The sequence below is a fragment of the Nocardioides sp. Z38_18 genome (assembly GCF_058215695.1).
In genome coordinates this window covers 270654-288487 of the sequence record NZ_JBZAJE010000001.1, presented here as the reverse complement: position 1 = coordinate 288487, position 17834 = coordinate 270654, and the positions used below count along the sequence as shown (strand labels likewise).

12 protein-coding genes are annotated in these 17834 nt (G+C 69.2%); 4 read left to right on the top strand and 8 right to left on the bottom strand.

The window, feature by feature from the left end; translation table 11 throughout:
* Nucleotides 1-9: 9 nt before the first annotated feature.
* Together rpsG and rpsL are read right to left on the bottom strand one after the other, a co-directional pair.
* Nucleotides 10-480 (bottom strand): 30S ribosomal protein S7, encoded by a 471-nt coding sequence (gene rpsG, locus AC4BGC_RS01335; protein WP_490546545.1) that lies wholly within the window; start codon nt 478-480, stop codon nt 10-12.
* Nucleotides 480-854, bottom strand: coding sequence for a 30S ribosomal protein S12 (gene rpsL, locus AC4BGC_RS01330; protein WP_179517431.1), 375 nt, complete (start codon nt 852-854; stop codon nt 480-482). Before rpsL ends, rpsG begins: the two co-directional genes overlap by 1 nt.
* 222 nt (nt 855-1076) lie before the next feature.
* Here rpsL and AC4BGC_RS01325 point away from each other — a divergent pair, with 222 nt between their 5' ends.
* From AC4BGC_RS01325 to AC4BGC_RS01315, 3 genes are all read left to right on the top strand, one after another.
* On the top strand, nt 1077-2327 hold the full coding sequence (locus AC4BGC_RS01325; protein WP_490546546.1) for a uracil-xanthine permease family protein: 1251 nt from the start codon (nt 1077-1079) through the stop codon (nt 2325-2327).
* 87 nt (nt 2328-2414) lie between these two features.
* Nucleotides 2415-2681: a helix-turn-helix transcriptional regulator gene (locus AC4BGC_RS01320; RefSeq protein ID WP_490554020.1), complete on the top strand. Its 267-nt coding sequence runs from the start codon at nt 2415-2417 to the stop codon at nt 2679-2681.
* Complete coding sequence (locus AC4BGC_RS01315; RefSeq protein ID WP_490554019.1) at nt 2678-3184, top strand: hypothetical protein; 507 nt, start codon at nt 2678-2680, stop codon at nt 3182-3184. Before AC4BGC_RS01320 ends, AC4BGC_RS01315 begins: the two co-directional genes overlap by 4 nt.
* 6 nt (nt 3185-3190) lie before the next feature.
* On the opposite strand, the gene AC4BGC_RS01310 is transcribed toward AC4BGC_RS01315, so the two are convergent.
* Together AC4BGC_RS01310 and AC4BGC_RS01305 are read right to left on the bottom strand one after the other, a co-directional pair.
* Nucleotides 3191-5950, bottom strand: a complete 2760-nt coding sequence (locus AC4BGC_RS01310) for an FAD-binding and (Fe-S)-binding domain-containing protein (protein ID WP_490554018.1) — start codon at nt 5948-5950, stop codon at nt 3191-3193.
* A 118-nt stretch (nt 5951-6068) separates the two neighbouring features.
* Complete coding sequence (locus tag AC4BGC_RS01305; RefSeq protein ID WP_490554017.1) at nt 6069-6971, bottom strand: NUDIX domain-containing protein; 903 nt, start codon at nt 6969-6971, stop codon at nt 6069-6071.
* Between the two features lie 35 nt (nt 6972-7006).
* On the opposite strand from AC4BGC_RS01305, the gene AC4BGC_RS01300 reads away from it, so the two are divergent.
* Nucleotides 7007-8062 carry an acyltransferase family protein gene (locus AC4BGC_RS01300; protein WP_490554016.1) on the top strand — a complete coding sequence of 352 codons (1056 nt, stop codon included), beginning with the start codon at nt 7007-7009 and terminating at the stop codon, nt 8060-8062.
* Here AC4BGC_RS01300 and AC4BGC_RS01295 read toward each other — a convergent pair.
* From AC4BGC_RS01295 to rpoB, 4 genes are all read right to left on the bottom strand, one after another.
* Nucleotides 7992-8807: a lysophospholipid acyltransferase family protein gene (locus AC4BGC_RS01295; RefSeq protein WP_490546552.1), complete on the bottom strand. Its 816-nt coding sequence runs from the start codon at nt 8805-8807 to the stop codon at nt 7992-7994. The genes AC4BGC_RS01300 and AC4BGC_RS01295 overlap by 71 nt on opposite strands.
* A gap of 105 nt (nt 8808-8912) precedes the next feature.
* Nucleotides 8913-10157, bottom strand: a complete 1245-nt coding sequence (locus AC4BGC_RS01290; protein WP_490554015.1) for a geranylgeranyl reductase family protein — start codon at nt 10155-10157, stop codon at nt 8913-8915.
* A 108-nt stretch (nt 10158-10265) separates the two neighbouring features.
* Complete coding sequence (locus AC4BGC_RS01285) at nt 10266-14150, bottom strand: DNA-directed RNA polymerase subunit beta' (protein WP_490546554.1); 3885 nt, start codon at nt 14148-14150, stop codon at nt 10266-10268.
* Between the two features lie 90 nt (nt 14151-14240).
* Nucleotides 14241-17744, bottom strand: coding sequence for a DNA-directed RNA polymerase subunit beta (gene rpoB, locus AC4BGC_RS01280; protein ID WP_490554014.1), 3504 nt, complete (start codon nt 17742-17744; stop codon nt 14241-14243).
* Between the last annotated feature and the right edge of the window lie 90 nt (nt 17745-17834).

Genomic DNA, 17834 nt, shown 5'->3' with positions numbered 1-17834 from the left:
TCCCGGCGATCACCAGCGGTAGTGCGCGAAGGCCTTGTTGGACTCGGCCATCTTGTGCGTGTCCTCACGCTTCTTCACAGCAGCGCCGAGGCCGTTGGACGCGTCGAGGATCTCGTTCATCAGACGCTCGGACATCGTCTTCTCGCGGCGAGCCGCGGCGTAGCCCACGAGCCAGCGGAGCGCCAGCGTGGTGCTGCGGTTGGGCTTGACCTCGATCGGCACCTGGTAGGTCGCGCCACCGACGCGGCGGGACTTGACCTCGATGGCCGGCTTGACGTTGTCGAGCGCGCGCTTGAGGGTCACGACGGGGTCGGTGCCGGTCTTCTCGCGGGTGCCCTCGAGAGCGCCGTACACGATGCGCTGGGCAACCTGCTTCTTGCCGTCCTGGAGCACCTTCGAGACGAGCTGCGAGACGAGCTGCGACCCGAAGACGGGGTCCATGTCGATCGGCCGCTTGGTGGCCGGGCCCTTGCGAGGCATTAGCTCTTCTCCTTCTTCGCGCCGTAACGGCTGCGGGCCTGCTTGCGGTTCTTGACACCCTGGGTGTCGAGCGAGCCGCGGATGATCTTGTAGCGAACACCGGGAAGGTCCTTCACCCGGCCGCCGCGCACGAGCACGATGGAGTGCTCCTGGAGGTTGTGGCCGACACCCGGGATGTACGCCGTGACCTCGACGCCACTGCTCAGGCGCACGCGGGCGACCTTGCGGAGGGCGGAGTTCGGCTTCTTGGGGGTGGTCGTGTAGACGCGCGTGCAAACGCCGCGTCGCTGGGGCGAACCCTTCAGGGCAGGCGTCTTGTTCTTCGACACCTTGTCCTGGCGGCCCTTGCGGACCAGTTGGTTGATCGTGGGCACCTGGTTGGTTCCCTTTCTTTTCTGCTCTCAGTACACGGCGACTTGCCGGCACGAAAATACTTCGTTCCTTGGTGCAGTGGAGTGCGACGCCATCAGGGCACGCAGACAGGTCTGGAGATCCAGACACAAGGATTGAGATTACCGGGTCCCCGGTGATGGGTCAAAACGAGCGCTGCCGCACTCGATTTGCCCACGGGCCCGGATGTGCCGGAGGCTGCGCTCATGGCACTGACCTGGAAGCTGCACGGTGACGGACGCACGATCACCGAGGGCGAGATCGTACGTCCCGACGAGCGCCTGGCCTGGCCGGCCACGATCGGCCTCGGCCTGCAGCACGTCGTGGCGATGTTCGGCGCCACCTTCCTGGTGCCGCTGCTGACGGGCTTCCCGCCCACGACCACCCTGTTCTTCTCCGGCGTCGGCACCATCTTGTTCCTGCTGGTGACGCGCAACCGGCTGCCGAGCTACCTGGGTTCCTCGTTCGCGTTCATCGCCCCGATCACGGCCGCCACCGCCTCCGACGGACCCGGCGGGGCGCTGTTCGGGATCGTCGTGGTCGGACTCATCCTGGCGCTGGTCGGAGCCCTGGTGACGTTCACCGGCACCGGCTGGATCGACGTCCTGATGCCCCCAGTGGTGGCCGGCGCCATCGTGGCCCTGATCGGGCTCAACCTCGCGCCGGTCGCGAAGGACAACTTCGTCAAGGCTCCCTGGGTGGCGCTGATCACCCTGGTGGCGGTGATCGTGTGGACGGTCGCGTTCAAGGGGCTGGTGGCCCGCCTCTCGATCTTCTTCGGCGTGATGATCGGCTACGTCGCCGCTGTGGTCGCCGGCCAGGTGAACTTCACCCCGGTCGAGGACGCCGCCTGGTTCGGCTGGCCCGAGCTGTCCTCCCCCACGTTCGCGTGGTCGGTTCTTCCCGCGTTCATCCCCGTGGTCCTGGTGCTGGTGGCCGAGAACGTCGGGCACGTGCGCAGCGTCGCCCACCTCGCGGACCCGAAGCTGAACGCGCTGACCGGCCGAGCGCTGCTCGCCGACGGCGTGGCCACGACGGTCGCGGGCCTCGGCGGCGGGTCGGGCACAACGACGTACGGCGAGAACATCGGTGTGATGGCGGCCACCAAGGTCTACTCCACGGCCGCCTACTGGGTCGCAGGCGTCTTCGCGATCCTGCTCGGGTTCCTGCCCAAGGTCGGGGCGCTGGTGAACACCATCCCCTCCGGTGTGCTCGGCGGCGTCACCACCGCGCTGTACGGGCTGATCGGCGTGATCGGCATCAAGATCTGGATCGACAACCACGTGGACTTCTCCAAGCCCCGTAACCAGTTCACGGCCGCCACGGCTCTCATCGTGGCCATCGCCGACTTCACCTTCACCGCAGGCGACCTGAGCTTCAACGGCATCGCTCTCGGGACGGTCGCAGCGATCGTGGTCTACCACCTGATGGCAGGGGTGGAGCGCCTCCGCGCCTGATCCCGGGAGCTCGGGCGGCCCCACGGCGGGTCGTCCCCAGCGACGCAGGGGTGTTGTTCCCGTAGCATTAATGCTACAAATGGTGGCATGGGTCGGCAGCCGCGAGACGAGACGGACCAGGTGCACCACCGCATCGCCGTCCTGCGCGCCGAACGAGGGACGAGCCGCAAGGAGCTCGCGGACAGCGTGGGCGTGCATCCCCAGACGATCGGCTACCTGGAGCGCGGGGAGTACAACCCCTCGCTCGCGCTGGCCCTGCGCATCGCCCGATTCTTCGAGCTCCCGGTCGAAGCCGTCTTCTCCCTCGACCCGCTCCCATCGCTCAGCCACGAGATCTACCGGAGGCCGTCATGAAGACCATCGACCAGCGCACCTCGCTCACCGACACCTTCGACGACCAGCGCTACGCGCGGACGCGGAGCCGGCGCCTACGTCGTCGTCTCGTCGCCGCGGAGGCGCTGCTGCTGGCGGCACTGACCCTGGTGGTCCTGGTCGCGAGCGGCATCACCGAGGAGCCGCACACGGCGGCTCTCCTGGTAGTGGCCGCCGGCCTCGTCGGCTTCATCCCGCTGCACTCGCTGCTCAACCTCGGCATCCGGGGACTCTTCGACCGCGGGCGGGCCACGCTCGACGAGCACCAGCGCGGCACCCGGGAACGCTCGGCCAGCGCCACGAGGTCGGCCAACGCCGCCCTCACGCTCACGGCATGGCTCGGAGGTGTCGCCGTGGTCGCCGCCACCGGCCACACCGTGCTCGGCCTCTTCACGGGGTTCCTGCTCTGGTTCACCGCCGGGCTGTTGGCCTACTGGCACCTCGCCTGGACCCTGCCCGACGAGGTGCTCGAGACCGAGGACTGACCCGGCTCAGCGCCGGGCGCCCCGCAACAACAGCTCGGCGAGGTGCACTGCCTGACGCCCGGCGAGGTCCTCGAGCTGGGTGCGGCAGGAGAACCCGTCGGCCAGCACCACGGCCTCCGGCCCCGCAGCGCGTACGGCGGGCAGCAGGTCGTGCTCGGCGATGGCGACGCTGGTCTCGTAGTGCCCGAGCTCGACGCCGAAGTTGCCGGCCAGCCCGCAGCACCCGCCCACCCGCTTGACCGTCGCGCCGGTCCGGGCGAGCAGGGCCGCATCGGTCTGCCACCCGATCACCGCGTGGTGGTGGCAGTGCGGCTGGGCGACGACCTCGACCCCGGAGAGGTCGGGCGGGGTCCAGGTGCCGGCGGCCACGCGCCCGGCGAGGAACTCCGCCAGCGACTCGATCCCGGCGCTGACCTCGGCAACGCGGGGATCGTCGAGCAGCTGTGCCGCGTCCTCGCGGATCGCGGCCAGGCAGCTCGGCTCCAGGCCGATCACCGGCGTCCCGCTGCTGACGTAGCCGTGCAGCGTCTCGATCGCGCGACCCACGATCCGCCGCGCCGCACCCAGCTGCCCGGTCGTGATCCAGGTGAGCCCGCAGCAGGCGGGCTCGGGGATGACCGCCGCCCGCAGGCCCATGGACTCCAGCAGCTCGATCGCGGCCCGGCCGGTGTCGGCGGCGAACCGGTCTGTGAACGAGTCGGCCCAGATCCAGACGTCGACGTTGGCCGGCAGCGGCGACGCACCGGAGCGCAACGGCTTCTCGGAGAACTGCGGCAGGCTGCGGCGCTGGTCGACGCCGGCTGCCGCCTTCGCGATCCGGCCGGCGACCTTGCTCCGGAGCATCGCGTTGGCCAGCTTCGGCGGGGCCATCCGCGCCCACCGCGGCAGCTGGCCCAGCGTGTAGTGGGAGCGCGGGCGCACCTTGCCGGCGTACTTCTGGGAGAGCGCCTCGGACTTGTAGGTGGCCATGTCGATCCCGGTCGGGCAGTCACTGGCACACCCCTTGCAGGCCAGGCAGAGGTCGAGCGACTCCGCGACCGCCGGGTGGTCGAACCCGATCACGCCGGTCGCGACGTCCTGGAGCACGTGCGCCCGGCCGCGGGTGGAGTCCTTCTCCTCACGGGTCGCGACGTACGACGGGCACATCACCCCGCTCGAGGCGGTGTTGTCGGCGATGCACTTGCCGACGCCGGTGCACCGGTGCACGGCGCCGGAGAACGACCCGGCGTCGTGGGTCAGCCGCAGCGTCGTACGCACCGGCACCGCGGGCCGGGCCAGTCGCAGGTCGGAGTCGAAGGGGGCAGGGGCCACCAGCACCCCAGGGTTGAGCAGGTCCCCGGGGTCGAGGATCCGCTTGGCCTGCTCCATCATCGCGATCGCCTGCGGGGAGTACATCCGCGGGAGCAGCTCCGAACGCGCGCGACCGTCGCCGTGCTCCCCCGACATCGAGCCGCCGTAGGACGCCACCAGGTCCGCGGCGTCCTGGACGAACTCGCGGTAGGTCTCCCGGCCGCGGGTCCCGTCGAGCTCGAAGTCGATGCGCACGTGCACGCAGCCGTCGCCGAAGTGGCCGTAGGGAACGCCGTCGAGGTCGTGCTGGCGCAGCAGGGCGTCGAAGTCGCGGAGGTAGGCGCCGAGCTTCTCGGGTGGGACCGCGGCGTCCTCCCAGCCCGCCTGCGCGGGTCGGCTCAGCGAGCGCGCCGCCAGGCCCGCCCCCTCCTCGCGGATCTTCCAGATCGCCAGCTGCTCCAGGTTGTCGGTGACGATGCGGTGCGGCACCCCCGCCGTGCGGGCGACCTCCAGCGCCAGCGCCTCCGCCTCGGCCGGCGTCGCCGCGGTGACCTCGGCGAACAGCCACCCCGAGCCGGCGGGGAGGTCGGGCCGTCGCGCCACCAGGCCGGCGATGCGCTGGTCCAGCCCCTCCAGGGCCACCAGGGGGTGCTGCAGCAGGGCCGGTACGGCGTCCGCCGCATCGGCCATCGTCGCGTAGCCCAGCACCGCCAGTGCCCGCGCCGGGGCGTCCTCGACGAGCCGGACGGTGGCGTCGAGCACGACGCCGAGGGTGCCCTCGGTGCCTACCAGGAAGCGGTCGAACCGGCGGCCCCTCTCCGGGAGCAGGTGCTCGAAGGAGTAGCCCGACACCTGACGGCCGAACCGGCCGAACTCGGTGCGGACGACGTCGAGGTGGGCGTCGACCAGCGCGTTCAGGGCGCTCACCCCCGGGGCGTCCGCACCGGTGCCGGTGGTGACGATGCTGCCGTCGGCGAGCAGCACGGTGAGCGCCTCGACGTTGTCGACGGTGCGTCCGTAGCCGAGCGCGCGCGAACCGCAGGCGTTGTTGCCGATCATCCCGCCGATCGTGCAACGGGTGTGGGTCGAGGGGTCGGGGCCGAACCGGAGGCCGAGGGGGATCGCCTGGCGCTGCAGCGTCGCGTGCACGGTGCCGGGCTGGACCCGGGCGGTGCGAGCCTCGGCGTCGATCCCCAGGACCCGGTTGAGGTGCCTGCTGGTGTCGACCACGATGCCGGTGCCGATCGCGTTGCCGGCGATGGAGGTGCCGGCCCCGCGCATGGTCAGCGGGACGGAGTTCTCCCGTGCCACCGCCAGCGTCGCAGCGAGCTCGTCGGTGTCGCGCGGGCGGACCACGACCTGCGGCGGTATCCGGTAGATGCTGGCGTCGCTCGCGTACAGCGACCTGGCCAGCTGGGAGTCGTCCACCTCCGCGAGGCCCTGACGCCGCAGGGCGTCGACCACACCGGCGTTCACGCGCGGGTGCCGGAGGCGAGGACCTGGTCAGTGCTCATGGGACGAATCTAACCGGGACGACGCGACGGCTCTGCCCCAGCACCGGCTGGGCCGCTCCACGTCCGCGGCAGCGGGCTCGCTACCCGGTTGCCGGGCGCATCTCCAGCGCCGCCGACACCAGACCGGTCACCGCCACCGCGCCACTGCGCACGTCCGCCACCGGCACCCAGGCCGCGGCGTCGGTGGTGCCCCCCGACTCGCGCACCTGCGGTGTGCCGGCTCCGGCCGAGGCCTCGAAGACGAGGTGCACTGCGTGGAAGTCCTCCTCGCGGCCGCTGGGCGCGGTCCCGGTGAACTGCTCGTCGTGCACCCCGAGGAGTGCGCCGACGCTCACCCGCAGGCCGCACTCCTCCCAGGTCTCACGCACCACCGAGGCATCGGGGTGCTCGCCGTGGTCCACGCCTCCACCGGGCAGGGTCCAGACGCCCGGACGCGGCCCGCGATCGGAGTTGCGGGTCAGCAGCACCTCCTCCCCACGCCTCACCAGGGCGTAGGCCCCGAGTCGCTGGTGGGGCACGGGCCGGTGGCTCGCCAGCGCCTCGCGCACCATCGGGACCGTGGGGACGGTGCCGTCCTCCACGTCACCCAACGGGTGCCAGCGGGCGTCGACGGTGGATCCGTCCACCTCGAGGACCCGCGGCTCGGGCGCGTCGACGGGCACCCAGGCGTCGTACACGATCCGCACGGAGTGCAGCTCCGAGGCCGCCAGCTCCTCGCGGGGCCCGGTGTCGAGGAAGCGGTGCGCCGAGCCGACCCAGATGGGAGACCCCAGCTCACAGTCCAGACCGGTCTCCTCGCGGACCTCGCGGACCACCGCGTCCGCCGGGTCCTCGCCGAAGTCGATCCCGCCGCCGGGAAGCGTCCACTGCTCCCTCGCGGAGATCGCCGGCGCGATCCGGGCGAGCAGGATCTCCCCGGCGCGCACGATCACGGCGTACGCCGCCACGCGCTGGCGGCGACCGGGGACGGTGACGTCGGACATGGCGGGAAGTCTATGGAGGTCGGTAATTTGTGCGGGTGCAGGACACAGCGCGGACAGCCACCCAGCAAGCACCGAGCCCTGCCAAGCAGCGCGACCCGTGGTTCGACAACGCCAAGATGGCCCTGGTCGTCCTGGTCGTGATCGGGCACTCCTGGACGCTGCTGCCGGCCGAGCACCGCCTGGACAGCTGGAGCTACGACTTCCTCTACCTCTGGCACATCCCGGCGTTCGTGATCGTCTCCGGCTACCTGTCGCGGTCCTTCCAGTGGACCCGCAAGCGGATGTGGCTGCTGGTCACCACCGTGGCCGTGCCCTACGTGCTCTTCGAGGGCCTCTACGCGCTGTACCGCCACGAGCTCGGCGGCGTGCAGTTCGAGCGGCTCTGGGCCAACCCGCACTGGCCGATGTGGTACCTCGCCGCGCTGTTCTTCTGGCGGCTCTCGGTGCCGCTGTTCCAGTGGATCCCGGGGAAGGTGGTCGTCGCGGTCGCGATCAGCCTGCTGGCCGGGCTCTATGCGACCGACCTGTTCGACAACGCCCGGATCCTCGGCCTGCTGCCCTTCTTCGTCCTGGGCCTGAAGATGCACGAGGGCCACTGGAACCTGCTGCGCACCCGCCGGGCGCGCTGGTACGGGCTGGCCACCCTGGTGGCGCTGCTGGTGCTCGCCCGGTTCTCGGGGACGTGGGTGGAGACCGAGTGGCTGTACTACCGCACCCGCTACGACGAGCTCGACCCGGACAACCTGCGCGCCATCGTGATCCGGTTCGCGCTGCTGATCACCGGCCTGGTCGGCGCGTTCGCGTTCTTCGCCGTCGTGCCGCGGACCAAGACCTGGTTCAGCGCGCTGGGCGCCGCCACCCTGGTGGTGTACCTGATGCACGGCTTCGTCGTGCTCGGGGCCGAGTTCGCCGGGTTCCCCGCCTGGGCCGAGGGCCACATGCCCTACGCGTGGTTCATCACCACCGCGTGCGCGGCCGCGTTCGCACTGCTGCTGGCCTGGCGCCCGGTCGCCACCAGGCTCAACGTGTTGGTGGACCCTGTGGGGGCGTTGCGTCGTAGGCGTCGAGGTCAGGCCCCCAGCTCGGGGTGACCGCGTTGAACGGCACCACGTCGAGGCCCGCGGCGGCGCGCTGACGGGTGGGTGCGTGCCCGCCGAGGTGGGCGGGGTACCAGGTGGCCACCTCGCCGGGTCGTGGGCGGTGGTGCGGCAGCTGCTGGAGGCCCTCCAGGAGCCCCGTGAGCTCGTGACCGAGGGCATGGGTCCTCTCGGTCAGGTCATCGCCCTTCTCGACGTACACGGGCGCGCCGAAGGCGAGGTCCACCCGGCGCCGGCGCGTGAGGTCGGGCGGCGGCTCGGGCTCGCCCACGGTGAAGAGTCGTTGGGCACCCCAGATGGCCAGCGGTACGACGGGAGCGCCGGTCTCCTGGGCGAGGGCCGCGAACCCGCGCATCAGCGGGCGCACCGTGTAGGAGTAGGAGATCCCGGCCTCGGGGAACCCACCGACCGCCTCCCCCTGCTCCAGCAGCCGCCGCGCCCGTAGGTAGGCGTGCACCGGCGCCTCGCGGTCGACGGGGATGTGCCGCATCCCGCGCAGGAACCGCCCCGCGACGGGGTAGTTCCAGGCATCGTGGCGGCTCATGAAGCGGACGTAGCGACCCCGGCTCACCGCGGCGCGCTCGATGAACACGAAGTCGGGGTAGGAGACGTGCGTGGCCGCCAGGAGCACCGGCCCCTCCAGCGGCACGTTCTCCGCGCCGGTCCACCGCACGTCGACGTCGAGCGCCCACAGCGCCGCCCGGCCCACGCCGTTCACCAACCGATAGACAGCATCCACGCGCACAACCTAGAACAGCCCCCACCGACCGGGCACTCGCGTCCCACGTTGGTACGCCGACCGGGCAGTTGTGTCACGCCGTACGACGCCGACCGGGCACAAACGTCAGCTGAACGGGGGCCGCTCGTCGAGCCGGACCGAGCGCCGACCCGCCCAGCGCCACACCCGTGCCGCCCGGTCGCGGTCCTCGTCGGTGACCAGGTTGCCCATCCAGCGCAGCGCGAGCGTCATCAGCCAGTCCGATCGCATGCCGGCGGGACCCAGCGTGGGCAGCAGCCGGGGGACGGTGACCAGGCCCGCCAGCCGGCGGGCGATCGAGAACGACTCGCCGTAGTGCTCGCGGAGCAGGTCGGGCCAGGCGGTGGCGAGGTCACGGCGCTCACCGAGCAGGTCGACGACGAGCCGGCCACCCTCGAGTCCGTAGTCGATGCCCTCGCCGTTGAGCGGGTTGACGCACCCGGCCGCGTCGCCGACCAGGGCCCAGTTGGGCCCGGCGACGTTGGAGACCGCCCCGCCCATCGGCAGCAGCGCCGACGCGGGGGCGCGCAGCTCGCCGCGGAGCTGGAACTCGTCACGCCGCTGGTCGGCGTAGAACTGCATCAGCGGGCGCAGCGCCACGTTGGCGGGTCGCTTCTCGGTGGCCAGCGTGCCGACGCCGATGTTCACCTGGCCGTCGCCCAGGGGGAAGATCCAGCCGTAGCCGGAGAGGATCTCGCCGCCCTCGCCGCGCAGTTCGAGGTGGCTGCTGATCCAGGGGTCGTCGTGCTTGCCGGAGTCCACGTAGGAGCGGGCGGCGACGCCGTACGCCGTGTCGCGGTGCCAGACGCGTCCCAGCTTCTTGCCGAGCGTGGAGCGCACCCCGTCGGCGACCACGAGCCGTTCGCAGCGGATCTCGAAGCGCTCCCCGTCGCGCTCGAAGACCACGGCGGAGACCCGCTCGCCGTCACGGCGTACGTCGACGGCGCGGTCACCGTCCATGCCCACGGCGCCGGCCTTGATCGCGTTCGTGCGCAGGTGGTCGTCGAGCTCGGTGCGGGCGACCGCGGAGCCGTACGCCGGCAGCGTGCCGCCCGGCCACGGCAGCAGCAGCGTCTGGCCGAACCCGTGTGCCCGCAGGCCGTGGTTCACGGTGTGGGCCCGGACCCACTCCCCCAGGCCGAGCCGCTCCAGCTCACCGATGGCCCGCGGGGTGAGGCCGTCGCCGCAGGTCTTGTCACGCGGGAACACCGCGGCGTCCGCGAGCACCACGTCGAGCCCCGCGCGGGCCGCCCACGCAGCCGTCGCGGAGCCGGCAGGCCCGGCCCCCACGACGAGGACGTCGGTGCGCAGATCGGCAGGTGAGTTGGTCACCGGCACATTCTCGCAAGGGGGTGTGCGCAGGGTGTGGCGGGGCATCCCCCACCACAGCCGAAACGGCCCCCGGCAAGCGCCGGGGGCCGTTCTCGGTGGAGCGATCGATCAGTTCTGGTAGGACCCGAAGTCGAAGTCGTCCAGGGCCACGGTCTGACCGCTGCCGGAGCCGAAGTAGTCGTCTCCGTAGTTGTCGTAACCGGTGACGGCGTACGCCGCGGCGCGCGCCTCCTCGGTGGGCTCCACCCGGATGTTGCGGTACCGCTCGAGGCCAGTACCAGCCGGGATCAGCTTTCCGATGATCACGTTCTCCTTCAGACCCAGCAGCGAGTCCGACTTGCCGTTGATGGCAGCGTCGGTGAGCACCCGGGTGGTCTCCTGGAAGGAGGCCGCCGAGAGCCACGACTCGGTTGCGAGCGAGGCCTTGGTGATGCCCATCAGCACCGGACGACCCGAGGCGGGCTTGGTGCCCTCGGAGACCGCGCGGCGGTTCTCCTCCTCGTAGCGAACGCGGTCGACCAGGTCGGAGGGCAGCAGCTTGGTGTCACCCGACTCGATCACCGTGACGCGGCGCAGCATCTGCCGCACGATGATCTCGATGTGCTTGTCGTGGATCGACACGCCCTGGCTGCGGTAGACCTGCTGGACCTCGGCCACCAGGTGCTCCTGCGCCTTGCGGACGCCGAGGATGCGCAGCACGTCCTGCGGGTCGGGAGTTCCCTGCGTGAGCAGCTGGCCGACCTCGATGTGGTCGCCGTCGGCCACGATCAGGCGCGAACGCTTGCTGACCGGGTACTCCTGGACCTCGGAGCCGTCGTCGGGGGTGACGAGGACCTTGCGGGCCTTGTCGGTGTCCTCGATCTCGACTCGTCCGGCCGCCTCCGCGATCGGTGCACGTCCCTTGGGGGAACGCGCCTCGAACAGCTCGACCACACGGGGCAGACCCTGCGTGATGTCGTCGGCCGAGGCCACACCACCGGTGTGGAAGGTACGCATCGTCAGCTGCGTGCCGGGCTCACCGATGGACTGCGCGGCGATGATGCCCACGGCCTCACCGATGTCGACCATCTTGCCGGTGGCCAGCGAACGGCCGTAGCACTTCGAGCACGTACCGGTCCGCGCGTCACAGGTCAGCACGGAGCGGACCTTGACCTGCTCGATCCCGGCCGCGACGAGCTCCTCGATCTTCAGGTCGCCGAGGTCCTCGCCGGCGGCGGCAAGAACCTTGCCGGTCTCCGGGTGCAGGATGTCGACGGCCGCGCTGCGTGCGTACGCCGAGGTCTCGGCGTTCTCGTCCTTGCGGACCACACCGTCCTCGCCGCGCACACCGATGACCTTGGGCATGCCGCGCTCGGTGCCGCAGTCGTCCTCGCGGATGATCACGTCCTGCGAGACGTCCACCAGACGACGGGTCAGGTAACCCGAGTCGGCGGTACGCAGCGCGGTGTCGGCGAGACCCTTGCGGGCACCGTGGGTGGAGATGAAGTACTCCAGGACCGAGAGGCCCTCACGGAAGTTCGCCTTGATCGGACGCGGGATGATGTCGCCCTTCGGGTTCGCCACCAGACCACGCATGGCCGCAACCTGACGCATCTGCATCATGTTTCCGGACGCACCGGAGTCGACCATCATGTAGATCGGGTTGTTCTTGTCGAAGTTGGCTTCCATCGCCTTGGCGACCTCGTTGGAGGCCTGGGTCCAGATCTCGATGAGCTCCTGACGGCGCTCGTCGTCGGTGATCAGGCCCAGCTCGGCCTGCGACTGGACCTTGGCGGCCTTCGCGTCGTACTTCGCGAGGATCTCCGGCTTGTCCGCAGGAGTCACGACGTCCTCGATCGAGACCGTCACACCCGAGAACGTGGCCCACAGGAAGCCGGTGTCCTTGAGTGCGTCCAGGCTGTTGGCCACCTCGACCTTGGTGTAGCGCTCGGCGAGGTTGTTCACGATCCGGCCGAGCTCGCGCTTGCCGACGTTGAACTCGGCGTACTCGTAGTTCGCGGGCAGCGTCTGGTTGAACAGCGCCCGGCCCAGGGTGGTCTCGAGGGTGATCGGGTCACCCTCCTCCCAGCCCTCGGGAAGCGTCGTGCCGGCAGGCGGCACCACACCCGTGAGACGGATCCGGATCTTCGACTGGATCGTGATCTCGCCCTTGTCGAGCGCCATGATCGCCTCGGCGACCGAGGAGAACGCACGGCCCTCGCCGGGTGCACCCTCGTCCGCACGGGTCAGGAAGAAGATCCCGATGATCATGTCCTGGGTGGGCATGGTCACGGGGCGACCGTCGGAGGGCTTGAGGATGTTGTTCGTCGAGAGCATCAGGATGCGGGCCTCGGCCTGCGCCTCCGCGGAGAGCGGCAGGTGCACGGCCATCTGGTCACCGTCGAAGTCGGCGTTGAACGCCGAGCAGACGAGCGGGTGGATCTGGATGGCCTTGCCCTCGATCAGCTGCGGCTCGAAGGCCTGGATGCCGAGGCGGTGCAGCGTGGGTGCACGGTTGAGCAGCACCGGGTGCTCGGCGATGACCTCTTCGAGCACGTCCCAGACCTCGGGGCGTACGGCGCGCTCCACCATCCGCTTGGCGGACTTGATGTTCTGCGCGTGCGAGAGGTCGACCAGACGCTTCATCACGAACGGCTTGAACAGCTCGATCGCCATGTTCTTGGGCAGACCGCACTGGTGCAGCTTGAGCTGCGGACCGGACACGATGACCGAACGACCCGAGTAGTCCACGCGCTTGCCGAGCAGGTTCTGGCGGAACCGGCCCTGCTTGCCCTTGAGCATGTCGGAGAGCGACTTCAGCGGCCGGTTGCCCGGGCCGGTGACCGGACGCCCACGGCGGCCGTTGTCGAACAGCGAGTCGACGGCCTCCTGGAGCATCCGCTTCTCGTTGTTGACGATGATCTCGGGAGCACCGAGGTCAAGCAGGCGCTTGAGCCGGTTGTTCCGGTTGATCACGCGACGGTAGAGGTCGTTGAGGTCGGAGGTGGCGAACCGGCCACCGTCGAGCTGCACCATCGGGCGCAGGTCCGGCGGGATCACCGGGACGGCGTCGAGCACCATGCCCAGCGGGCTGTTCTGCGTCTTGCGGAACGCGTCGACGACCTTGAGACGCTTCAGCGCACGGACCTTCTTCTGACCCTTGCCGTTGGCGATGGTGTCGCGCAGCGACTCCACCTCAGCGGCGATGTCGAAGGTCTCCAGGCGCTTCTGGATCGCCGTGGCGCCCATGAAGCCCTCGAAGTACTTGCCGAACCAGTTCTTCATCTCGCGGTAGAGGAGCTCGTCGCCCATCAGGTCCTGGACCTTGAGGGTCTTGAACGTGTTCCAGACCTCGTCGAGGCGGGCGAGCTCGGCGTCCGAGCGCTTGCGCACGGCCGTCATCTCCCGCTCGGCGCCGTCGCGGACCTTGCGCTTGACGTCGGCCTTGGCGCCCTCTTCCTCCAGGGCGGCCAGGTCGGTCTCGAGCTTCTTGGTGCGCTCCTCGATCTGGACGTCACGACGGTTCTCCAGGCTCTTGCGCTGGAGGCCGATCTTGCCCTCGAGGTCGGAGAGGTCCCGGTGACGGGCCTCCTCGTCGACGCTGGTGATCATGTACGCCGCGAAGTAGATGACCTTCTCCAGGTCCTTCGGGGCCAGGTCGAGCAGGTAGCCCAGCCGGCTCGGCACACCCTTGAAGTACCAGATGTGCGTCACGGGCGCGGCGAGCTCGATGTGGCCCATGCGCTCACGACGGACCTTGGAGCGGGTCACCTCGACGCCGCAGCGCTCACAGATGATGCCCTTGAAGCGCACGCGCTTGTACTTGCCGCAGTAGCACTCCCAGTCCCGGGTGGGACCGAAGATCTTCTCGCAGAAGAGTCCGTCACGCTCGGGCTTGAGCGTGCGGTAGTTGATCGTCTCGGGCTTCTTGACCTCGCCGTGGCTCCACGCGCGGATCTCGTCCGCGGTGGCCAGGCCGATCTTGAGCTGGTCGAAGAAATTTACATCGAGCACAGTGGCTGCTTCCCTCGTTCTACTTCTTTAGCTGAATGTGTGGGGACTGAGGTGCCGGGCGGCGACCAGTGGTTGCCGCCCGGCGACATCTCAGACTTCCTCGACGCTGCTGGGCTCGCGGCGGGACAGGTCGATGCCGAGCTCCTCGGCGGCGCGGAAGACGTCTTCCTCCGCGTCGCGCATCTCGATCGCGGTGCCGTCCTGGGACAGCACCTCGACGTTGAGGCAGAGCGACTGCATCTCCTTGACGAGAACCTTGAACGACTCGGGGATCCCGGAGTCGGGGATGTTCTCGCCCTTGACGATGGCCTCATAGACCTTGACGCGACCAGGCACGTCGTCGGACTTGATCGTCAGCAGCTCCTGGAGCGCGTAGGCAGCGCCGTACGCCTCCATGGCCCAGACCTCCATCTCACCGAAGCGCTGGCCACCGAACTGGGCCTTACCGCCGAGCGGCTGCTGGGTGATCATCGAGTAGGGGCCGGTCGAACGAGCGTGGATCTTGTCGTCGACGAGGTGGTGGAGCTTGAGGATGTACATGTAGCCCACCGACACCGGGTCGGGGAACGGCTCCCCGGAACGGCCGTCGAACAGCTTGGCCTTTCCGTTCTCACCCACGACTCGGACACCGTCACGGTTGGGCAGGCTCGACCCGAGAAGACCGACGATCTCGTCCTCACGCGCGCCGTCGAACACCGGTGTCGCCACGTTGGTGTCCGGCTCGGCGGTGTCGGCGTGGATCTTGATCAGCCGCTGCTTCCAGTCGGCGTCTGCCTTGTCCTCGTGCAGGTTGAGGTCCCAACCCTGCTTGGCGATCCAGCCGAGGTGGAGCTCGAGGATCTGGCCGATGTTCATCCGTCGCGGGACGCCCAGCGGGTTCAGGATCACGTCGACCGGGGTGCCGTCCTCAGCGAACGGCATGTCCTCGATCGGCAGGATCTTGGCGATGACGCCCTTGTTGCCGTGACGACCCGCGAGCTTGTCGCCCACGGAGATCTTGCGCTTCTGCGCCACGTAGACACGGACCAGCTGGTTCACGCCCGGGGGCAGCTCGTCGCCGTCCTCGCGGTTGAACTCGCGGACGCCGATGACCGTGCCGGACTCGCCGTGCGGGACCTTCATCGAGGTGTCGCGCACCTCGCGCGCCTTCTCACCGAAGATCGCGCGGAGCAGGCGCTCCTCGGGGGTCAGCTCGGTCTCGCCCTTGGGGGTCACCTTGCCGACGAGGATGTCACCGGTGGTGACCTCCGCGCCGACCCGGATGATGCCGCGCTCGTCGAGGTCGGCGAGCAGGTCGTCGCTGACGTTCGGGATGTCGCGGGTGATCTCCTCGGGGCCCAGCTTGGTGTCGCGGGCGTCGACCTCGTGCTCCTCGATGTGGATCGAGGTGAGGACGTCCTCCTGCACCAGACGCTGGGAGAGGATGATCGCGTCCTCGTAGTTGTGACCCTGCCAGGGCATGAAGGCGACGAGCAGGTTGGTGCCCAGCGCCATCTCGCCCTCGTCGGTGCACGGCCCGTCGGCGATCGGCGAACCGACCTCGACCCGGTCACCCTCGGAGACCAGCGGACGCTGGTTGATGCAGGTGCCCTGGTTGGAGCGCGTGAACTTCAGCAGACGGTAGGACTTGTCCCCGCCCTCGTCGGCGAAGATCACGACCTCGTCGGCCGAGACCTCCTTGACGACGCCGGCCACGTCGGAGGTGACCACGTCACCCGCGTCCACCGCCGCACGGAACTCCATGCCGGTGCCCACCAGGGGGGCGTCGCTGCGGATGAGCGGCACCGCCTGACGCTGCATGTTGGCGCCCATGAGCGCACGGTTGGCGTCGTCGTGCTCGAGGAACGGGATCAGCGCGGTCGCGACCGACACCATCTGGCGCGGCGAGACGTCCATGTACTCGACCTCGTCGCGCGGGATGTCGACGGTCTCACCGCCGCGGGTACGGACAAGGACCCGCTCGTCGACGAAGTTGTCGTCGTCGTCGAGCACGGCGTTGGCCTGCGCGATGACTCGCGAGTCCTCCTCGTCGGCCGTGAGGTGGTGGATCTCGTCGGTGACGTGACCGTTGGTGACGACCCGGTAGGGGGTCTCCACGAAACCGAACGGGTTGATCCGCCCGTAGGAGGCGAGCGAGCCGATCAGGCCGATGTTCGGGCCTTCAGGCGTCTCGATCGGGCACATGCGGCCGTAGTGCGAGGGGTGCACGTCGCGCACGTCCATCTGGGCGCGGTCACGGGAGATACCACCCGGGCCGAGCGCGGAGAGACGACGCTTGTGCGTGAGGCCGGCGATCGGGTTCGTCTGGTCCATGAACTGGCTGAGCTGGGAGGTTCCGAAGAACTCCTTCAGCGCCGCCACCACGGGCCGGATGTTGATCAGCGACTGAGGCGTGATCGCCTCGACGTCCTGGGTCGTCATCCGCTCGCGGACCACCCGCTCCATCCGGGCGAGGCCCGTACGGAGCTGGTTCTGGATCAGCTCGCCGACCGTGCGCATGCGCCGGTTGCCGAAGTGGTCGATGTCGTCCTTGCGGACCTCGATCGACTCCCCGTTGGCGTTCTTGACCTCGTTGCCCTGCGCGTCGACGAGGTGCTTCTTGTCGGCGTGCAGCTGCACGATGTAGCGGATCGTCGCCACGATGTCGTCGATGGTCAGCGTCTGCTGGTCGAAGGCCTCGTGGGTGCCGAGCTTCTTGTTGATCTTGTAGCGACCGACCTTGGCCAGGTCGTAGCGCTTGGGGTTGAAGTAGTAGTTCTGCAGCAGCGTCTGCGCAGCCTCACGCGTGGGCGGTTCGCCCGGGCGGAGCTTGCGGTAGATGTCGAGCAGCGCGTCGTCCTGAGCCTCGGTGTTGTCCTTCTCGAGGGTCAGCATCATCGACTCGTACTCGCCGAACTCTTCGCGGATCTGCTCGTTGGTCCAGCCGAGGGCCTTGAGCAGCACCGTGACGTTCTGCTTGCGCTTGCGGTCGAGGCGTACGCCGACCATGTCGCGCTTGTCGATCTCGAACTCCAGCCACGCACCGCGCGACGGGATCACCTTGGCGGTGAAGATGTCCTTGTCCGAGGTCTTGTCAGCCGAACGCTCGAAGTAGACACCGGGCGAGCGGACGAGCTGGGAGACCACGACACGCTCGGTGCCGTTGATGATGAAGGTGCCCTTGCGGGTCATCATCGGGAAGTCACCCATGAAGACCGTCTGGCCCTTGATCTCGCCGGTCTCACCGTTGGTGAACTCAGCCGAGACGTAGAGGGGCCGGGAGTAGGTGAAGTCCTTGTCCTTGCACTCCTCCTCGGTGTACTTCGGGTCGAGGAACACGGGGTTCTCGAACGAGAGCGACATCGTCTCGGAGAAGTCCTCGATCGGGGAGATCTCCTCGAAGATCTCGTGGAGTCCCGACTTCTGCGAGAGCTCCTCGCCGAGGCTGCGGCGATCCGCGACCTTCTGCTCCCACTTCTCGTTGCCGATCAGCCAGTCGAAGCTGTCGGTCTGGAGGGCCAGCAGCTGCGGGACCTCGAGTGGTTCGGAGATCTTTGCGAAGGAGATGCGTCGGGGGGTCTTGATGTTGCTGTTCTTGCGGCGCGAGGCGGCCAAGAGTGGTCCTTCCGAGGCTCACATGTGTGGCGGCGCCGTCCCACCACGAACCAAGCCACCGGGCAGGCAGGACGTATTTGAGGGAGGGCG